This window comes from Mumia sp. zg.B53 (genome assembly GCF_019550935.1).
Classification (GTDB): Bacteria; Actinomycetota; Actinomycetes; order Propionibacteriales; family Nocardioidaceae; genus Mumia.
Genome location: NZ_JAHWCK010000004.1, coordinates 113071 through 131221, shown reverse-complemented (window position 1 = coordinate 131221; position 18151 = coordinate 113071). Strand labels below are relative to the sequence as shown.

Genomic DNA, 18151 nt, shown 5'->3' with positions numbered 1-18151 from the left:
CCGCGACCCTCGCCGCGGTCGACCGCGGCTACCCGATCAGACCGTGAGGAAGGCCTTGATCGCCCGGCGTTGATCCATCGCCTCGTACGCCGCCGCAGCGTCCTCGAGCGGGAGGCTCAGGTCGAACACACGACCTGGGTCGATCTCGCGTCGCCAGATCAGGTCGACCAGCTCGGGCAGGAAGCGGCGTACCGGTGCCGGCCCGCCGTGCAGGTGCACGTCGGCGAAGAAGAGCTCGCCCCCGGGCAGGCTCACCCCGTGCGAGACGCCGACGTATCCGACGTGTCCCCCGGGCCTCGTCGATCGGATCGCCTGCATCATCGACTCCTGCGTACCCACCGCCTCCAGCACGCTGTGCGCACCGAGGCCACCAGTGAGCTCCTTGATCCGGGCGACCCCCTCGTCGCCGCGCTCCTCGACGACGTCGGTCGCCCCAAGCTCGCGGGCGAGGGCCTGGCGGTCGGCGTGCCGGCTCATCGCGATGATGCGCTCGGCGCCCAGACGATGCGCAGCGAGCACACCCAGCAACCCCACTGCCCCGTCACCGACGACGGCCACCGTCTTCCCTGGCGCCACCTCTGCCGCGACGGCGGCGAACCACCCCGTACCCAGCACGTCGGAGGCGGCCAGCAGGCTGGGCAGGAGCTCGGCCGGGGGCAGGTCGGGAGTCGCGACCAGAGTCCCGTCCGCAAGGGGGATCCTCGCCCGTTCCGCCTGAGTCCCGATCCCGCCCATCCCCACGGCGTGGACGCAGCGCGACTGGTAGCCCGCCGCGCAGATCTCGCAGGTGTTGTCGGAGGCGAAGAACGAGCCCACGACGAACTGGCCGGGCCGCACGTTGCTGACGTCGGGACCGACCTCCTCGACCACGCCGACGTACTCGTGGCCCATCGGCGCCGGTCCCTCGACAGTCTCGACCCCGCGCCAGGGCCACAGGTCGGAGCCGCAGACGCAGGTGGCCGAGACGCGGATGATCGCGTCGGACGGCTCGACGATCGTGGGATCGTCACGGTCCTCGACCCGCACGTCGCCCGGTCCGTACATCACCACACCACGCATGCCCGCTCCCCCCAAGGTCCACGACAACACCGACGCGGCCGCGCCTCCGTGGTGGAGACGCGGCCACGCGGATCGGTCGATACGCGCAGGTCCTGCCCTCAGACCGCTCGTACCATCAAGCACCCAGGGTGCTTGCTCAGCAACCTCAGAAGCGTGCGAACGGACGCGGGGTCGCGTAGCCGAAGGTGTCGCCCGCGCTGAAGGCGTGGACACGGAACGTCGCGTTCAGCGCCTGCGCAGCCGTCTTCGTCAGGGTGAGACGCACGACGCCGAGGCCGGGACGGCTCGAACGACGGATCTTGAAGAGATTGACACGCCCGGCGTTGCCGATGGAGCCCGAGACCTTGCCGCTGACCCGGAGGCGCTTCAGGTCGATGGTGAAGCGCCGCAGGGCGATCGTTCGCGACCCGGCGGTCAGGCTGATCCCGCCGCTGTGCTTGATCTTGAGCGTGCGGAGCGAGGCGTTCGTGATCGGGAAGCGCGCCGCCAGCGTGTTCTTGTAGGCGAAGGCCTTGGCCCCACCGACAGGAGCAGGCGTGATGCCGGCCCCGGCGACGAGCTTGTAGACGGCGGGTGCGACGGTGACCTGCGTGTAGCCCACCTTGGGCTTCTGCTCGGCTGCCTGGGCCGGCGTCGCCGTGCCGACGGCGACGAGCCCGAACGTCGCGGCGAACGCTGCGAGCGCGCCGGCGAGTTTTTGCTTCTTCATGGGAGTTCCTCCAGATCGATGGCGAGAATCGTGCCTACCCACTACTTCGTTGCAGAGGGAGGTTTGGATGCCTCGGGCGTGTAGTTCGCACGCAGCACCGAGGTGATCGAGTGGCCCGGGTCGCCGTCGTCGCTCTCGAGGCTGACGTCCAGGGCGTGGTAGCGCTCGACGAGGTCGCGCGCGACCTCGAAGGCGGTGACGCCATCGGGGTCGACGACGCCGAGCGCGAGCATCTTGTCGGTCGCAGGCTCGAACAACCACGCGTAGTAGTAGTCGCCGCGCGCGGCTCGCGGGAGGTCGCGGGTGGTGATCGTCATCCGGACCGCGCCGGCGCCCTCGGTCATCACCACCCGGCCACGTGCCGAGCCGTCGACCGGCGCCAGCGCAGCCGTACGGCGGGCGGTCGGCGTGGAGCCTTCGGAGCCGCCCTCGACGAGGGGGATGACCGCCGCGCCCGCGACGACGAGCGCGGCCGCCGCCACCAGGACGGCCGGTCGACGCCACCGTGGTCGGGCGGGCGTCACCGTCAGCGGAGGGACCCACGGGGTCTCCATCGGCTCCCCGGGACGCAGCGCACGCATCGTGGCCGCCAGCAGCCCGTGCCCGGTCACCAGGGCGACGAGCTCGTCCCGGCACTCGTCGCACGCCTCCAGGTGACCGCCGAGCTCCAGCACCTCGGCATTGGTCAGCTCACCGCGCAGGAGCCCGACGTGGTCCGGGTGCTCGGCGCTCATCGCGCGGCCTCGTCGGAGGCGCGCATGATCTGGCCCAGCCGTCGGGTCCCCCGCGAGGCACGCGCCTTGACCGTCCCCAACGGCACGTCGAGCCGTACGGCGATCTCCCGCTGCGTCAGCTCGCGGAAGTAGGCGAGCTCGAGCACCGTGCGCTCGTGCTCGGGCAGCCGGGCGACGGCCCATCGCACGTCCGCGGCGTCCGCGAACCGGTTCACCGTCTCCCTCCCGTCGTCGCCGACGAGATCGCGGGCGAGGTCCATGTCGACGACGACGTGGCGTCGAGCCCGCAGCGTGTCGACCGCCCGACGGTGAGCGATGGTGAACAGCCACCCCGTGAACCGCTGCGCCGGGTCGTAGCGCGCAGCGCTGCGCCAGACGTCGAGGAACGTCCGCTGGAGCACGTCCTCGGCCTCGTCCCGGCCGACGAAGCCGGTGACATAGGCCAGCACCACGGGTGCGTAGCGTTCGTAGGCGTCCTGGAGCGCGGTCTCGTCGCGGTGTGCGAGGCGCAGACCGATCGACTGACCGACGACATCGGCGGCGAAGTCCATGCTCTTGGTTCGGAGCGGGTCGGCTGGTGGATGTGCGCCGAGGCTGAATTTCTTCGACTACCTGCTGGCGGCTACGGTCGGGGCATGGCCAGTGCTCAGCCGATCCGGCGCACCGCGACGCCGGTGATCGGGGACGCCGTCCGCTTCGCTGCGGCGGTGAGCGTGGTCGCCGGTGTCTTCGCCTACGGGGGCCTCGGCGGCGCGCTGTTCTTCTTCGTGCTGGGGGGCACGATGATCCCGCGAGCCCTGGGAGCCCCGGCAGCGCTCGACCTCTCCTACTGCCTCGCGATCCTCGTCGCGGCGTGGGCCGCCCAGCTCGACTGGTACGTCGCCGTGAGCTGGCTCGACCTGGTCGTGCACACCGCTGTCACGGGCCTGGTCGCAACGGTCGTGCACCTCGCCCTGGTGCGGCTCAACGCCGTCGCCCCGGTGGACGACCCGCAGCTGCGACGGGCACGCCTCGGCAGCGCGCTCGTCACCACGGCGCTCGGCGTGGCGCTCGCGACCCTGTGGGAGCTCGGAGAGTGGTTCGGTCACACGCAGATCGACGAGAGCATCCAGGTGGGATACCACGACACGCTCGGCGACCTCGCCGCCGGCACGGTCGGCTCCGTCGTGGCCGGGATCCTGCTCGCACGCGGCCTGCTGCTCGCCGGAGCGCGCCGGTGACCTCACAGGCCCCCAGGCTGTCCGCTCCGATCTCGGTGTCGGTCGTCATCCCCGTACGCGACGACGCCGTGGCGTTGGAGGAGTGCCTGCGGCGCCTGGCCGACCAGACGCTGCCACCGACGGAGGTGGTCGTGGTCGACAACGGCTCGAGCGACGACAGTGCCGCCGTCGCCCGCGCCCATGGTGCCCGCGTGGTGGTCGAGCCGAAGGTCGGCATCGCACCGGCGACGGCGGCGGGGTACGACGCGGCGACGGGTGAGATCGTGCTCCGCTGCGACGCCGACTCCGTCCCGGGTCCTCGGTGGGTGGAACGCCTCGTCCGCCACCTCGTCGACGACCCGCGACTCCACGCCGTCACGGGGCTGGGCAGGTTCTACGACCTCCCGCGCGGCCTCGGGCGGATGAGCGCCGTCATGTACCTCGGTGCCTACTACCTCTTCACCCACCTGGCCCTCGGGCACACGGCTCTGTGGGGGTCCAACATGGCGTTCCGGCGCGCGACCTGGCAGGAGATCCGCGACGGGGTCCACCGTGACGCCGACGTCCACGACGACATGGACCTCGCCTTCGTGCTGGGCCCGGCCCGGAGAATCCGGCTCGTGCCGGTCTCGGTGGGCGTGTCGGGACGCTCCCTGCGCGGGGGCAGGCAGCTACGACGCCGCCTGGACCGGGCACGCACCACGCTCGCGCTCAACTGGAGCGTGCAGCCCCCGTGGCTACGCTGGCGCGACCGCTACCAGCCGATCGCCGCGAGGATCAGCAGCTGGGTGACGAGGAAGCCGGTCAGGTAGTTCAGCCAGAGGAACCGGCGCCACCCCGCGTTCGCGCGCTCGCAGTCGACGTCGCTCAGAGCGTGGTACGGGGCGGCGTTGACGAGGTAGGGCACGACCAGCACCGCCGCGAGCGTGTAGGGCCACGGGAGCGTGAGGAGCAGCAGGCCCGAGACCACGTAGGCCCCGAGCGCCACGCGGACCGTCCCCGCAGCACCGAGCCAGGTCGCCGTCGACGCGATCCCGCCGGCGCGGTCGGCCACGATGTCCTGAACCGCCCCGAAGGCGTGCGACCCGATGCCCCACAGGAAGAACGCCAGCAGCGCGGCGACCACCGTGGTGGAGAACGAGGCTCCCGCCACGGCGACCCCGAAGCACGCCGGCCCGGCGAAGTGGGTGCTCGACGTCAGCGAGTCGAGGAACGGGCGTTCCTTGAAGCGCAGCACGGGCACGGAGTATGCGACCACCGCGAAGACGACGACCGCGAGCACCGCCGAGGACGCCGGACTGCCGAGGACGACGAGCGCGACGAGGAACGGCAGGTTGGTCACCGCTGCCGCCACGATCGTCGTGCGGTGGACCGCGCGGTCCAGCACGACCCCCTCCACACCGCCCTTGCGCGGGTTGCGCACGTCCGACTCGTAGTCGAAGACGTCGTTGACCCCGTACATCAGCAGGTTGTACGGCACCAGGAAGTAGAGGACGCCGAGGACCAGCGTGAGGTCGACCCCGCCGCCGGCGAGCAGGTAGGCGGCACCGAACGGGTAGGCGGTGTTGACCCAGCTCAGCGGACGCGACGACGCGACGACCTGGCCGAGCACGCGCTGTCGCTCTCGTCCGGAGCCGACGGTGGCGGTCACGACTCCTCCCCCGGGTCGCCGAGGAGGAGCGCGAGGCCGGGCAGCGCCAGCGCCGCGACCACGGGCCACGTCAGGTCCTCGACCGGCGCGAGCCAGATCCGTACGCCGGAGATCTGGCCGTCGCCGTAGCGGAAGAGGTCGGCGGCGATCATGATGCTGTCGAAGACGACGGTGAGCACCATCAGGACGAGCATCGTCAGCCCCGTCGCCCACCACCAACGAGCCGTCGGCCGACGTCGGAGCACACCGGCAGCGAGCACCGCCAGCGACAGGGCGATGAAGGGCACGGCAAGCTCGGCGTGCGTCATCGTGCGCTCTCCTCTCGCACCCGGGCGGCGACGCGGGGAGCCGGCGCCAGCACGCGCAGGAGCAGCCGGTGGAGCACCATCGTCAGGTAGCAGAAGAAGACGACGAAGAAGATCTCCTCCAGCGGGAGCTCCGGCAGCACCTCGAGGCCCGTCATCGCCGGTGACCCGCCGCGCTCGTAGATCCCGGCCTCGATGGCGGCCAGGTCCCAGCCGAGGAAGAGAGCGGCGCCTGCGCCGACCAGGGCGAGCGCCCGTCCGGGCCGGCCTGCGAAGAGGAACAGCCGCCAACGCCGGTCGACCAGTCCCATGCAGAGCATCGACACGACGACCGCCACCAGGTAGCTCAGGCCCATGGTGCCTCCGTCTCTGCGAGGGGGGCTGTCGACCGGTCGCCCCGCACGCGCTTGATCACCAGCTCGGCGCTGATGAGGCACATCGGCAGACCGACCCCCGGGATGGTCCCGGCACCCGCGTAGAGCAGCCCCGAGACCTTCTTGGAGGAGTTGCCGGCGCGGAAGAACGCACTCTGCCGCAGCACGTGCGCGGGCCCGAGGGCGCCCCCCGACCAGGCGTTGAGATCGGTCGAGAAGTCGCCCGGCCCGATCGTCCTGCGAACCACCACGCGCTCGGCGAGATCGGGCACCCCGGCCCACGCGGCGATCTGGGCGATCGCCGCGTCGGCGGTCTTCTCGACCATCGGGTCACCGGAGCCGTCGACCCCTCCCCGCCCGATCGTCGGGTCGGCCGGCACGGGGACGAGCACGAAGAGGTTCTCGTGCCCGGCAGGCGCGACCGAGGGGTCGGTCGCCGACGGCTTGCACACGTACGCCGACGCGGGGTCCGGGACACGGGTGGGCTGGTCGAAGATGTCACCAAAGTTGCGCGACCAGTCGCGGGTGAAGAACAGCGAGTGGTGGGCCAGCTCCGGCAGCTCGCCGCGCACGCCGAGGCACGCCAGCACCGCACCCGGGCCCGGATCACGCTCCGCCCACCAGTCCTCGGGATAGGTCTGCAGGTCCGGGGGGACCAGGCGGGTCTCCACGTGGTGCAGGTCGGCCGCCCCGACGACGAGATCGGCCGGGAGAGTCCGACTCCTCCCGTCATCGCCGCGGACCGTCACGCCGCTGACCGACGGGCGGCGCCCCGTCCGGTCGACCTCGACGGCCGTCGCTGTGGTCGACGTCGAGATCTGGACACCCGCGCGGGTCGCGATCCCCTCGATCGCGTCGATCAAGGTGGTGAAACCGCCCTGCGGGTAGAGCACGCCCTCGTCGAGGTCCATCGAGCTCATCAGGTGGTACAGGCTGGGTGCGCGGTCGGGCGCGGTCCCCAAGAAGACCGCTGGATATCCGAGCACCTGCCGCAGCCGGCGGTCGGAGAACCGCGCGGCCACGTGCGACTCCAGCGAACGGGTGAGCAGGCCCGCGAGGCGCGGGCCACGGCGCACGACGTCCGGGGCCAGCAGCGACGCCTTCGAGGCGAACGTCCCGTAGAGGAACCGGCGTACGGCGAGGTCGTAGGCCTCACGCGCGGAATCAAGATACGCGTCGAGTGCCCGGTCGGCGCCTTCCTCCAGCGATCCGAACGTGGCGAGGTTCGCCGCTCGGTCGGACCGGATCTCGAGCGACTCGTCCTCACCCTCGAAGAACACACGGTAGGCCGGGTCGAGGCGCACGAGGTCGAGCTGCTCGGCCGACGAGGTGCCGAAGAGCCGGAAGAAGTGGTCGAAGACCTCGGGCATGAGGAACCAGGACGGTCCGGTGTCGAAGGTGAACCCGTCCTTGCTCCACTGCCCTGCGCGACCACCGACACGGTCGTTGCGCTCGACCAGCTCGACGCTCCATCCCTCGCGAGCCAGGAGGGCCGCCGACGCGAGACCGGCGATGCCACCCCCGATCACGACGGCGTGACCGCCGCTCACCGCCCGCTCCTGGCGAGGGCTCCGGCGACGACACGAGCCTTCACCGGCGCCGACAGCCTGACGCGCTGCTCGCGGATCTGCACCGCGGGCGTGCTTCGTAGACGCACTGCCAGCTCGCCGAACAGCGCCCGCGCGACATCGACGGCTCGGCGGCAGTCCGCCGGGAGGCCGGCGATGGCGGCCGCAGCGACGCGAAAGTCGTCGTCGATGTCGTCGAGGATCGCGTCACGCTCGCCGTCCGACAGGGACGACGGGTCCAGGCCCGGGAAGTAGGAGCGCCCGAGGTCGTGGTGGTCGGCCGCGAGATCCCGCAGGAAGTTGATCTTCTGGAACGCGGCCCCGAGCCGTCGAGCGCCTGGGGAGAGCCCGTCGTAGGCAGCCTGACCATCGGGGACACCGCGGAGGAACGCACGCAGGCACATCAGTCCCACGACCTCGGCGGAGCCGTAGACATAGGTGGCGAAGCTCTCGGGGTCGTGGGTCACCGGCTCGAGGTCGACGCGCATCGACGAGAAGAACGGCGTCACCACGTCGAGCCCGATGCCGCACCTGTGCGCGGTGCGCGCGAAGGCGTGCACCACGAGGTTGGCGCTGTGGCCGCGCTCGAGTGCTACCTCCGTCTCCGCCTCGAGCGCGTCGAGCAGGGCTCGGCGCTCCTCCGCGCGGGCGCCCGAGCGAGGGGCGTCGACCACCTCGTCGGCGATGCGCACCAGGGCGTACACGTTCTTGACGTCGGTCCGCACCCGGTCGGCCAGAAGGCGGGTCGCCAGGGCGAACGACGTCGAGTAGCGGCGGATCACCAACGCTGCGCTCTCGTCGGCGACCGAGTCGTAGAGGTCCGAGGCCGAGACACCGGACGGCGACCCCGAGACCAGCGCGGTCACGCCGCACCGACCTTCGGGCGCGCAGGGACGCTGGCGAGCCACGTCAGCACGGGCGCGTCGACCCCGATGTCCGCGGCCTGCTCGAGCCCTGCCCGGAGATGGTCGGCGGCGACCTGCTCCACGTAGGCGCGGGACCCGCAGGCCTCCAACGCCGACCGGACGAGCGCGGCGTCGTCCTCGGTGATCTCCAGGTTGCCCCAGTAGGGCTCGACCTGGGACCACGACGAGGTGCCGCGGGCGTGGACGAGCAGCAGCGTGCACTTCCCCTCACGAAGGTCGGCCGTACGACTCTTGCCCGTCTCCCCCGGGTCGCCGTACGTGCCGGCGAGGTCGTCGTAGAGCTGGAAGGCGATGCCGAGCAACCGACCCGCCTCGCACACCTGCGCCACCACGTCCGGCGCTGCACCGGCCAGGACGGCCCCGAGCTGCATCGGGAGGACGAAGGAGTAGGCCGCCGTCTTGTGCTCGGCGAGCTCGAGCGTCTCGACGACCGTCGGCCACTCACCACCGACCGACAGGCGTACGTCGGTGAGCTCGCCGGCGGCTGACGCGGAGGACGCCTGGCTGACGAGGTCGAGCACCTGCTGTCGGACGTCGGAGGGTGCCGGCGTGGTGGCGATCGCGCGGAACGCCGCGCTGAGTGCCAGGTCGCCGGTCAGGACGGCACCGGCCAGCGCGTACGTGTCGGCCCGCTCAGGGGGCGAGCCGGCATCGCGAGCCGCGCGGCGGAACCGTCCCGGAATGCTCGGGCGGCCTCGACGCACGTCGTCGCCGTCGATGACGTCGTCGTGGATCACGAAGGCCGTGTGGAGCAGCTCGACCGCCGCGGCGGTCTGCGCGACCGCGGCATGAGCACCGCCGCCGAGCGAATGGTGCACGCCTGCGAGGAGGTGTGGGCGGAAGCGCTTGCCGCCGGTCACCGCGTCGTCCAGGGCTGCGCGGAGCGCGTCCCCGTCGACCCCGCCCGAGCCGCCTGACCAGAGCTCGGCGAGGTGTCGGGCCACCTCGGCGTCGAGTGCGGACGAGAACTCTTTGGCTCCGCCTTCGGCGCTCATCGGGTACGCACCCACGGCGACCGGTCGGCACGGTGGAGCTGGTCGACCTGCGCGACCATCCACGGGCTGACGGTCCACGGTGCCACCGCGACGACCTCGAGAACCTCGTCGAGGTGGACCCACCTCCACTCCTCGACCTCGGCGGGATTCGGCTCGATGTCCCCGTCGCAGACGGCGGCGAAGACCGGGCAGAGCTCGTGCTCGACGACCCCGGCCGGATCGACCGCACGATAGACGAAGTCGTGGAGCAGAGGTGTCAGCTCGCGGATCGGGACGCCCAGCTCGTGGTCGGCGTAGCGATGGACCGCCGTCTCGATCGCCTCGTCCGGTCGCGGATGCCCGCAGAAGGAGTTCGTCCACACGCCCGGCCAGCTGCGCTTGCCGACGGCTCGGCGAGTCATGAGGAGGCGCCCCTCCTGGTCGAACAGGTAGCAGGAGAACGCCAGGTGCAACGGCGTGGAAGCATCGTGCACCTCCGCACGCGGGGCAACACCCGCTGGTTGATGATCCTCGTCAAGGAGGACGACCAAGTCGGCCCAGTTGCCCATCAAACTCCCGTTCGTCGATTACTTGATAGATAATCTAACTAATTTTGCCTCCTTTTTCCATCGTCGTCCGAAACCTGGGAGCCCGCACCACGCCACGCCACGCCACGCCCTGCCAGACGGCTCGCGGGACACCGACGCCGATGCGCTGCCGCTCAGCCTCCCTGCTCGAGACCCGCGACGCCGAAGGCCACCACGGACGCGAGCACAGCCGCCCCCGTCGTGACGACGTACGCCGCCACCCGGCGTGCGCGGCGGTTGCGCTCCTCGTACAGCGCGGCGGCCTCGTCCACGGACAGAGTGTCCTTGTTCTCCATCGTCACCTCACCCCCTCTGCGGATGTCGATGAGACGCCGTTACCCATCCCGTACTGCGCCAACCGTGAGGCGCCGACAATGAGGCGCCGACCGTGCCGCGCCCTCGTGCGTGGCCGGCCTGGGTCGTGGGTACCCAGCCGTCATGAGCACTCCCACCGCCCCTTCCCGCCCGCTCAGCGTCGTGACCGGCGCATCGAGCGGCATCGGGCGCGCCCTGGTCGACGAGTTCGTCGGCGCGGGCTTCGACCTCATCGCGGTCTCCGACGAGGACATGACCGACGACATCGCCCGGTCGGGCCTGGGCGAGCACGTGCGGCCGCTCACCGCCGACCTGGCGACACCCTCCGGCAACGACGACGTGGTGGCTGCCCTGGTCGCCGACCGCCGACCGGTGTCAGCCGCCGTGCTGAACGCGGGGGTCGGTGTCCACGGCCGCTTCGACCGCGCCGACCTTGCCGACCACCTGCGCGTGGTCGGCGTCAACGTCGTCTCACCGGTCCGGCTCGCGCACCACCTGCTCTCGGGCATGGTCGCCCGGGGCGAAGGGCGCTTGATGGTGACGTCGTCGATCGCCGCGGACGGGCCCGGGCCCTTCCAGTCGACGTACGCCGCGTCGAAAGCCTTCCTCACGTCCTTCGCCCAGGCTCTGAGGTACGAGATGCGAGGAGCCGGCGTCACGGTGACGTCGCTCGAGCCGGGCCCCACCGACACGCGCTTCTTCGCCCGCGCCAGGATGGAGGAGACCTGGCTGGCACGCGGGCCGAAGGCGGACCCGGCGACGGTGGCACGGGAAGGCTTCGCCGCGATGATGGCCGGCAAGCGGCGAGTCGTGAGCGGGTCGAAGATCCTCAAGGTGCAGAGCATCGTCACCAGACGCCTGCCGGGGGCGGTCTCGGCCCGTTTCCAGGCGCCCCTGGCCAGGCCGCGCGGAGATCGCTGAGGTGGCCACGCCACCAGATCCCCCCACCGGGCGCCCGACGGCGTATCATCGTCACCGAAGCAGCTGTCCGGAGATTCACGAGGACATCGACATTCGTCGTCCCTCACCCGTCGCACGCACTCGCTCGACGGTCTCCGCCGCCCACGGGCGGATACGGCACCGCGGCAGCACGACCGCCTTCTGGCGGCTTCGTGCGTGACCGCGGTCGCCGGTGCCAGGGGTCGCGCACGGCGGCCCCGTTCCAGAGGAGGATCGTTGGCTCGACCGACCCAGCGTCGACCGGACCCGCGCCGCAAGGGCGGGGCTCGGCGGTCGACCCGTGACCGCAAGGTCGACGCCGACAACGTCGGCATCCTCCCTCTGCTCGCCCAGGCGGTACGCGAGGTCGAGCGGGCGGTCCAGCGCGGGACGGCGACGTCCTCGACGCGCACCGCGTTCCAGGTGATCGCCCTGCTCGTCCGCGAGGAGCGGGCAAGGATCAAGCAGGAGGACATCCCCGAGGCGCGCCGGGCCGAGCAGCTGAAGCGCCTCGACGGCATCGCGACGATCCTGGCCACGACCGCGGCTCGAGACCCTTCCCTCTTCACCCTGCTCGCCGACGACGCCGTACCCTCCCCTGCTGCCAGGTCGCTGCGGCGCGAGATGCTCACGGCCGCCGGCATCGAGGTCGAGGAGGAGCCGGTCGCGGCTCCTGAGGAGGCAGGACCGGCGCCCGACCGCCAGGTCGTGCCGCAGTCGGTGGTCGCGCGCCAGCTGGCCAACCCCTTCCTCACTCCCGACCTCTCCGCTGCCAAGCCCCGTCGCACCGGCGCGGGACGCCTCGCGAACTGGGAGCTCATCGAGCCGCTGCTGCGGTCCTTCGAGCAGGGCGGACCGGCCTCCAGCATGGAGCTGCCGACGCCCACCACCCTGCGTACCCGCGACGGCCGCGACCTGATGCCGCACCAGGCGCAGCTGGTCGCCTCGGCCGCCGACGGCCACCGCACCTTCCTGCTCGCCGACGAGCCCGGGCTCGGCAAGACGGCGCAGGCGCTGCTCGCGGCCCAGTCGGCCGACGCCTATCCCCTGCTCGTGGTCGCTCCCAACGTCGTCAAGATCAACTGGGCGCGGGAGGCGCAGCTGTGGACCCCGCGGCGCACCGCCACCGTCATCCACGGTGACGGCACCACGATCGACGGGTTCGCCGACATCGTCGTCGTCAACTACGAGGTCCTCGACCGCCACATCGGCTGGCTCGGTGAGCACGGCTTCCGCGGCATGGTGGTCGACGAGGCCCATTTCATCAAGAACCGCAAGTCCCAACGCTCCCAACACGCGCTCGAGCTCTCCGAGCGGATCCGCGCCCGGACCGCCCGGCCGCTGCTCATGGCGCTCACGGGCACGCCGTTGATCAACGACATCGAGGACTTCCGGGCGATCTGGCAGTTCCTGGGCTGGATCGACGACCGCAAGCCCGAGGCCGAGCTCATGGCGGCGCTGGAGGAGACCGGGCTGGAGCCGGGCGAGCCCGGCTTCTACGCCGCCGCCCGCAGGTGCGTCGTCGACCTCGGTATCGTCCGCCGCCGCAAGATCGACGTGGCCGCCGACATCCCGGCGCGTCGTATCGCCGACATCCCGGTCGAGCTCGACGGCGAGACGGGACGTTCTATCCGTGAGGCCGAGCGCGTGCTCGCCCGCCGGATGGTCGCCCGGTACGACAACGCGCTGGAGCACCGCGCGGCCGGCAAGGTCGTCGACGGGATCGACCGCGAGCTCGTCCGTCTCGTCGCCAAGTGGGAGCGCGAGGAAGACACGAACGAGACCGGCAACGTGTTCGGGATGATGCGCCGGATCGGTCTGGCCAAGGCGGGTCTCGCCGCCGACTACACCGCGCAGCTCGCTCGCAGCGTCGGCAAGGTCGTGTTCTTCGCCAAGCACCTCGACGTCATGGACGTCGCGGAGGAGACGCTCGCCAAGCGCGGACTCCGCTACGCCACCATCCGCGGCGACCAGACGTCGACGCAGCGCCAGCGCGACATCGACGCGTTCGTGAACGACCCCGACGTCGCGGTGATCGTGTGCTCGCTGACCGCCGCCGGCGTCGGCGTCAACCTTCAGGTCGCGTCCAACGTGGTGCTCGCCGAGCTCTCGTGGACCGACGCCGAGCAGACGCAGGCGATCGACCGCGTGCACCGCATCGGTCAGGCCGAGCCGGTCACCGCGTGGCGGATCATCGGCGCACAGACGATCGACGCGAAGGTCGCCGAGCTGATCGACTCGAAGGCCGCGCTGGCCGCGACGGCGCTGGACGGCGAGGCCCTCGACGAGAAGGCGTCGGCCGACGTCCAGCTCGAGGCTCTCGTCGGGCTGCTCACCGACGCGCTGGAGGAGCGGGGCGACTGACGGCCGTACGAGCGTGACGTCGTAACGCTGGGTGACACGTTGCTTGTCGCCCGGCGCTACGACGATCTAGACTCCGTCTACCGCAACGAACGACTCGCTCCGCGCGCGGGGCGACGCCTCTGGCACGGACGACCTCCGCGGCCGGGCACCACCGAAGACCCAGGCCCCTCGCCACCGCGCAGGGCCCCTGCGGCTCGGGCTCTGCGTCCCAGACCGCCCTCCCTCTCGAACGCCGGCGCCCCGGCGAGCGACGCAGTCGGACGTGCTTCACAAGCCACCGACACAGGAGCGAGTCCCATGAAGCGTTCGAGACCCTTCTTCCCTGCCGGCCGAGGCGGCCGATTCGTCGCCGCCGTCGCCGCGCTGACCCTGCTCGGCGGCCTCGGCACCGCCGCTCCGGCAGCAGCCGACGACGAGGTGGTGTCCCGAGGGATCACCATCCCCGCCTTCTACAACCCGCCGAGCTCCCTGCCGTCGGCCGACGGAGCGCTGATCCGTACCGCGCCGCTGAAGCTCGGGCTGAGCCTGCCCGGCCTCAACGGCCCGCTCCCGGGGACGGCGACCCGCCTGATGTACAAGTCGACCGACTCCAACGGGCAGCCCGTCGCGGTCACCGGCGCCTACATCGAGCCGTCAGCGCGGTGGACGGGCACCGGGCCTCGTCCGCTCGTCGTCCTGGCGCCCGGCACGCTCGGGCAGGGCGACCAGTGCGCGGCCTCTCTCGCGCTGGAGAACCCGGTGGCGCTCAACCTCACCGAGGGCACCGTGTCGGTCGGCTACGAGAACCTGGCGACATACCGCCTGCTCGCCAAGGGCGTCGCGGTCGCGGTCACCGACTACGTCGGGCTCGGCGCCACCGACCGGCTGCACACCTACGTGAACCGCGTCGACGAGGGGCACGCCGTGCTCGACGCTGTGCGCGCCGCTCGCGGACTCGACTCGGCGTCGGTGACCGACGCCTCGCCCGTGGGTCTGTACGGCTACAGCCAGGGCGGCGGAGCCACGGCCGCCGCGGCGGAGCTGCAGCCCTCGTACGCCCCGGACGTCACCCTCTCCGGCGTGTACTCCGGCGCGCCGCCGGCCGACCTGGTGAAGGTGCTCCCCGGCATCGACGGGAGTGCCCTCGCGGCAGCCGCCGGATGGACCGTCAACGGTCTCGCCCAGAGCGAGCCGGCGCTGCGGCCGATCATCGACGCCTATATCAACGACAAGGGCCGCGCCGCACTGGAGGACGTGTCGACCCGGTGCGTCGGGGACGCGATCTTCGCCCACGGCTTCACCAAGACCAGGAGCTGGACCAAGCAGGGCATCTCGCTCGGCGACGTCGTCGCGCGTGAGCCGGCGGTCCAGGCGGCCATCGACAAGCAGCGCATCGGCCGGCTGCGCCCGACCGCCCCGGTCCGCGTCGCCACCGGCGTCGCCGACGACACGGTGCCTCACCGTCAGGCTCGACAGCTCGCCGTCGACTGGTGCGCCAAGGGCGCCAATGTCACCTACGAGCCTGTCTACCTCCCGAACCTCGGCAACAAGCTGGTGCTGCCCAACCACTTCTTGCCGATGCTCGAGGATCAGGGCCAGGCCATCTCGTGGGTGACCGACCGCCTCGCGGGCAAGCCGGCGCGGTCCAACTGCCGGTTCCTGCCGATCATGCCCTGATCCCCTCCCGTCCCCGTCCCCTCCCGTCCCCGTCCCTTCCCGTCCCCGATGTGTGCACTTCATCCTGGTTCTCGGTGCCAGGTTCCTTGATCAGCTGCACACATCGGGGACGGGGCGGAGGTCCAACCGGACCCGATCGGTCCCCGCCGCGAGCGGGTACGAGAGGTGCTGGTGGACCAGCAGCCACCGCCCGTCCCTCCGGCGGAAGACACGGGTCGCACGCGACCAGGTGGTGGCCTCGTCGTCGTCACCATCCTGTGTGACCGCGACCCGGTCCAGGGACCACACCGCTGCGAGGTCACCGCGGACGACGATCTGGGGATCGACCACGTCGAAGTCGATCCGACCGGCTGTCGCCTCCAACCCGCGACGACAGCTCTCACGGACGTCCTCCAGCTCGCGCAGCAGGAGAGGCTCCTCGAGCTCGTACGACGTCACGTCCTGGGCGATGCCAGCCATCATGGCGTCGAGATCCTTGGCGGCGGTGTCCTCGTGCCAGCGACTCAGCACGGCAGCGACCTCGGCCTCCCCCTCCGAGTCGCGACGTCCGCTGTCCTCGGTGAACGAGTGGTGCTCGTGGGCGATGAGCCATCGTCCGTCGACCCTTCGCAGCCCGAGCGTGAGGCGGAGCCGCTGGTCTGGGTGCTCGTCGTGGGATCCTCGCGCGCGGCAGAGCACGAGACCGTGCGCGAAGGCGACGTCGTCTCCCGCGGTGACCTCGAGCGACTCCAGCACGAACTGGCCGTCGCCTCGCTGCCAGGCGAGGAAGTCGCTCCACGACGCCTCGTACGCCTTCATGCCCCGGACGCCCTCGTACGGCGGCGGGACGTCGAACATGACGATGTCGTCGGTGTGGTCGGCCAGCACCGCCTCGAGATCGGTCCCGCGGTCGACCGCGTCGATCCAGCGGGTGATCACGGAGCGGATGTCGGATTCGTGTTCCATCGGTTGCCTCCGGTCTGCAAGTCTGGGTTCGTGGAAGGAACCCCGGCGCAGACCGGAACTCATCGCGCCGAGCCCGACACCGACCTCACGAGCGCGCGTGCCGGCGACGCCGACGCGTTCGCCAGGCTGGTCGCGCCGTACGACCGCGAGCTGCTTCTCCACTGCTACCGGATGCTCGGATCGGCCGCGGACGCGGCGGACGCCCGGCAGGAGACGCTGCTGCGCGCCTGGCAGGGTCTCGACCGGTTCGACGGCCGGCACCTGCGGGCCTGGCTCTATCGCATCGCGAGCAACCGGTGTCTGACCATGATCGACCGGCGCGGTCGACGTGAGCTTCCGATGACGCTCGCCACCGGTGACGCCGAGGTGTCCTGGCTCGAGCCGCTGCCGGGGGGCTGGCTCGGATCGACGCCCGAGGAGCAAGCGATCGATCGGGAGACCGTACGGCTGGCATTCGTCGCTGCGCTGCAGACCCTCCCTGCGGCACAGCGCGCCGTGCTTCTGCTGCGTGACGTCCTCGCCTTCAGGGCGGCCGAGGTCGCCGGCATCCTCGACCTCAGCGTGCCGGCGGTCACCAGCCTTCTGCAACGCGCCCGCGCAGCGGTCGCCGACGGGTTGCCGGCGCCGAGCTCCACGAGCGACGACGCCGGTCTCGACGCGTTGGCTGAGCGCTACACCCGCGCATGGGAGGCCGGCGACATCGACCAGATCGTCACCCTGCTCGCCGAGGACGTGCGCTACGCCATGCCGCCCGAGCCGCGCTGGTACCTCGGCTCAGCCTCGGTCGCCGCCTTCCTGCGGGACGGTCCTCTCCAGGCGAGGTGGCGGTTCCTGAGGACCGAGGCCAACGGTCAGCTCGCCTTCGCGACGTACATGTTCGACGCCCAGCACGGAGACTTCCGACCCGCAGGGCTGGACGTCCTCAGCGTGGCGGACGGCTCCGTACGGGAGGTCGTCAGCTTTCTCGACGCGGACTTTGCCGCGTTCGGCCTGCCGACGACGCTCCCCGCGTGAGCCCGCACGCAACCGTCCCGCCCGCGTTTTGTGCACCTCATCAAGGTTTCGGATCGATCTACCTTGACCAACTGCACGAATCGGGGACGGGACGGGAGCTGGAGCGGACCGGCGGGCTACTTCTTGAAGGCGTCCTTGACGTTCTCGCCGGCCTGCTTCAGGTCGCTCTTGCTCTGGTCGGTCTTGCCCTCGGCCTCCTGGGACTCATCGCCCCGCGCCTTGCCGGCGGCCTCCTTGGCCTTGCCCTTGGCGTCCTCACCGGTGTTCTTCAGCTTGTCGTCGAGACCCATCGAGGTCATCCCCTTCGGTTGATCCTGCTCGGTCCTCCCATGGTGCCCCGTGGGAGGCGGTCTCACACATCGCGCGAGGTCCCCTCCGCGTACGCGGCCAGGTTCGCCAAGGACGAGGCCAGCCCGGCGCGGTGGTCGGCGGCGGAGATGCCCGACGGCACGTCGTCGGCACGAACCTCGACGCGCGTCCCGCTCCCCGCCCGCGCGACCGTCCAGGTCATCGTCATCGTCCCGGCGTACGCGGGATCGTCCGACGGGAACTCCACGGCCTCGACGACTCGCGCACCCGGCACGAGCTCGACGAAGCGGGCCTCGACGACGTCAGAGTCGGCGGTCGCCTTGCCGGTGACGGTGGTGACGTCCTCGTAGGTCAGCACCATCCGGTAGGACCCGCCCGGCCGGAGGTCGTACCGGTCGATTCGGGCGGTCATGCCGTCGGGCGGGAGCCACGCGACGCGCGCCTCGGGATCGGTCAACGCGTCGTAGACCCGCTGCGGCGGTGCCGCGACAGTGCGAGAGGCCGAGTCGGTGCGTCCCATGGT

Annotated in this window: 21 protein-coding genes; 6 read left to right on the top strand and 15 right to left on the bottom strand. The window is 71.3% G+C overall.

From position 1 onward, the window contains the following. Positions 1–36: 36 nt before the first annotated feature. From KV102_RS14885 to KV102_RS14870, 4 genes are all read right to left on the bottom strand, one after another. On the bottom strand, positions 37–1059 hold the full coding sequence (locus KV102_RS14885) for a zinc-dependent alcohol dehydrogenase family protein (protein WP_220346746.1): 1023 nt from the start codon (positions 1057–1059) through the stop codon (positions 37–39). A 145-nt stretch (positions 1060–1204) separates the two neighbouring features. Further along, the gene (locus tag KV102_RS14880) at positions 1205–1768 is read right to left on the bottom strand and encodes a hypothetical protein (protein ID WP_220341008.1); all 564 of its coding nucleotides are present in this window, start codon (positions 1766–1768) and stop codon (positions 1205–1207) included. A 41-nt stretch (positions 1769–1809) separates the two neighbouring features. Continuing rightward, entirely contained in the window at positions 1810–2502 is a 693-nt protein-coding gene (locus KV102_RS14875) for an anti-sigma factor domain-containing protein (protein WP_220346745.1), read from the bottom strand. Next, on the bottom strand, positions 2499–3053 hold the full coding sequence (locus tag KV102_RS14870) for an RNA polymerase sigma factor (protein WP_220341006.1): 555 nt from the start codon (positions 3051–3053) through the stop codon (positions 2499–2501). The genes KV102_RS14875 and KV102_RS14870 overlap by 4 nt, the downstream gene beginning before the upstream one ends. An 84-nt stretch (positions 3054–3137) precedes the next feature. Between KV102_RS14870 and KV102_RS14865 the strand changes: the two genes are divergently transcribed. Together KV102_RS14865 and KV102_RS14860 are read left to right on the top strand one after the other, a co-directional pair. Continuing rightward, entirely contained in the window at positions 3138–3722 is a 585-nt protein-coding gene (locus KV102_RS14865; RefSeq protein ID WP_220346744.1) for a hypothetical protein, read from the top strand. Then, positions 3719–4513, top strand: a complete 795-nt coding sequence (locus KV102_RS14860; RefSeq protein ID WP_220346743.1) for a glycosyltransferase family A protein — start codon at positions 3719–3721, stop codon at positions 4511–4513. The genes KV102_RS14865 and KV102_RS14860 overlap by 4 nt, the downstream gene beginning before the upstream one ends. On the opposite strand, the gene KV102_RS14855 is transcribed toward KV102_RS14860, so the two are convergent. The 8 genes from KV102_RS14855 to KV102_RS14820 form a co-directional block, all read right to left on the bottom strand. After that, positions 4456–5352 carry a prenyltransferase gene (locus tag KV102_RS14855; RefSeq protein WP_220341003.1) on the bottom strand — a complete coding sequence of 299 codons (897 nt, stop codon included), beginning with the start codon at positions 5350–5352 and terminating at the stop codon, positions 4456–4458. The genes KV102_RS14860 and KV102_RS14855 overlap by 58 nt on opposite strands. Then, complete coding sequence (locus KV102_RS14850; protein WP_220341002.1) at positions 5349–5660, bottom strand: lycopene cyclase domain-containing protein; 312 nt, start codon at positions 5658–5660, stop codon at positions 5349–5351. Before KV102_RS14850 ends, KV102_RS14855 begins: the two co-directional genes overlap by 4 nt. After that, on the bottom strand, positions 5657–6013 hold the full coding sequence (locus KV102_RS14845) for a lycopene cyclase domain-containing protein (RefSeq protein WP_220341001.1): 357 nt from the start codon (positions 6011–6013) through the stop codon (positions 5657–5659). The genes KV102_RS14850 and KV102_RS14845 overlap by 4 nt, the downstream gene beginning before the upstream one ends. Continuing rightward, positions 6004–7581: a phytoene desaturase family protein gene (gene crtI, locus KV102_RS14840; RefSeq protein WP_220346742.1), complete on the bottom strand. Its 1578-nt coding sequence runs from the start codon at positions 7579–7581 to the stop codon at positions 6004–6006. Before crtI ends, KV102_RS14845 begins: the two co-directional genes overlap by 10 nt. Beyond that, complete coding sequence (locus KV102_RS14835; protein ID WP_220346741.1) at positions 7578–8465, bottom strand: squalene/phytoene synthase family protein; 888 nt, start codon at positions 8463–8465, stop codon at positions 7578–7580. Before KV102_RS14835 ends, crtI begins: the two co-directional genes overlap by 4 nt. After that, complete coding sequence (locus KV102_RS14830; protein WP_220340998.1) at positions 8462–9520, bottom strand: polyprenyl synthetase family protein; 1059 nt, start codon at positions 9518–9520, stop codon at positions 8462–8464. Before KV102_RS14830 ends, KV102_RS14835 begins: the two co-directional genes overlap by 4 nt. Beyond that, complete coding sequence (idi, locus tag KV102_RS14825) at positions 9517–10068, bottom strand: isopentenyl-diphosphate Delta-isomerase (RefSeq protein ID WP_220340997.1); 552 nt, start codon at positions 10066–10068, stop codon at positions 9517–9519. The genes KV102_RS14830 and idi overlap by 4 nt, the downstream gene beginning before the upstream one ends. Positions 10069–10220: 152 nt before the next feature. Continuing rightward, positions 10221–10388, bottom strand: coding sequence for a hypothetical protein (locus KV102_RS14820; protein WP_220340996.1), 168 nt, complete (start codon positions 10386–10388; stop codon positions 10221–10223). A gap of 136 nt (positions 10389–10524) precedes the next feature. Here KV102_RS14820 and KV102_RS14815 point away from each other — a divergent pair, with 136 nt between their 5' ends. The 3 genes from KV102_RS14815 (at position 10525) to KV102_RS14805 (ending at position 15360) form a co-directional block, all read left to right on the top strand. Continuing rightward, a complete protein-coding gene (locus KV102_RS14815; protein WP_220346740.1) occupies positions 10525–11322 on the top strand; it encodes an SDR family oxidoreductase in 798 nt (265 codons plus the stop codon). 255 nt (positions 11323–11577) lie between these two features. Continuing rightward, positions 11578–13704: a DEAD/DEAH box helicase gene (locus KV102_RS14810; protein ID WP_220346739.1), complete on the top strand. Its 2127-nt coding sequence runs from the start codon at positions 11578–11580 to the stop codon at positions 13702–13704. Between the two features lie 297 nt (positions 13705–14001). After that, positions 14002–15360 carry a lipase family protein gene (locus KV102_RS14805; protein WP_220340993.1) on the top strand — a complete coding sequence of 453 codons (1359 nt, stop codon included), beginning with the start codon at positions 14002–14004 and terminating at the stop codon, positions 15358–15360. Between the two features lie 90 nt (positions 15361–15450). Here KV102_RS14805 and KV102_RS14800 read toward each other — a convergent pair whose 3' ends face one another. Then, a complete protein-coding gene (locus KV102_RS14800; RefSeq protein WP_220346738.1) occupies positions 15451–16305 on the bottom strand; it encodes an SgcJ/EcaC family oxidoreductase in 855 nt (284 codons plus the stop codon). 30 nt (positions 16306–16335) lie between these two features. Here KV102_RS14800 and KV102_RS14795 point away from each other — a divergent pair, with 30 nt between their 5' ends. Next, complete coding sequence (locus KV102_RS14795; RefSeq protein ID WP_220346737.1) at positions 16336–17319, top strand: RNA polymerase subunit sigma-70; 984 nt, start codon at positions 16336–16338, stop codon at positions 17317–17319. A 116-nt stretch (positions 17320–17435) separates the two neighbouring features. On the opposite strand, the gene KV102_RS14790 is transcribed toward KV102_RS14795, so the two are convergent. Next, on the bottom strand, positions 17436–17618 hold the full coding sequence (locus tag KV102_RS14790; RefSeq protein ID WP_308289369.1) for a CsbD family protein: 183 nt from the start codon (positions 17616–17618) through the stop codon (positions 17436–17438). Between the two features lie 53 nt (positions 17619–17671). Next, a complete protein-coding gene (locus tag KV102_RS14785) occupies positions 17672–18148 on the bottom strand; it encodes an SRPBCC family protein (RefSeq protein WP_220346736.1) in 477 nt (158 codons plus the stop codon). Between the last annotated feature and the right edge of the window lie 3 nt (positions 18149–18151).